The organism is Polaromonas sp. P1_G2 (genome assembly GCF_056405515.1).
In genome coordinates, this window is sequence record NZ_JBFUBY010001187.1 from 1 (window position 1) to 444 (window position 444).

1 pseudogene is annotated in these 444 nt (G+C 62.4%); it reads right to left on the reverse strand.

Annotation, left to right across the window (positions count from 1 at the left end):
- Nucleotides 1–444: pseudogene (locus tag AC1D0P_RS29695) on the reverse strand (hypothetical protein); the annotation flags it as partial.

A 444-nucleotide genomic window follows, 5' to 3' on the forward strand; every position in this document is an offset into this window, starting at 1 on the left:
GTCATGTCCAGCAGGATCACGCGGGCGCCCTCGCCGGCGATCATGCGCGCCAGTGCGACGGAGGCTGCGGAGCCATTGTCACCAATCAGAGACACGCCGATCGCCACATTGATGCCATTGTCGATCAGGTGGCGGCCAACGGAGGCGATGGAGAATTCCTCGTCTGCTTCGACATAAACAAGATCTTGGTCGGCCGCCGCAGCCATGCGATCGGTTTCACCATCGTTCATGGACAGCAGGCTCACCGCAGCAGCGTCACCCGGCTGGGCGGCATGGTCGCGAGCGACTGCCGCTTTCGGCTTCATAGCAGCTGCAGCCGTTGATTTCGTCGTGATCACCGGCTGGTGAACGACGGCGGGTGCCTCGACAGTCTCAGCCTGATCATCGTCCTCATCCTCATCATATTCCACGGGCCGCACGGCGCGGCCGGAGAACAGTTCCGAC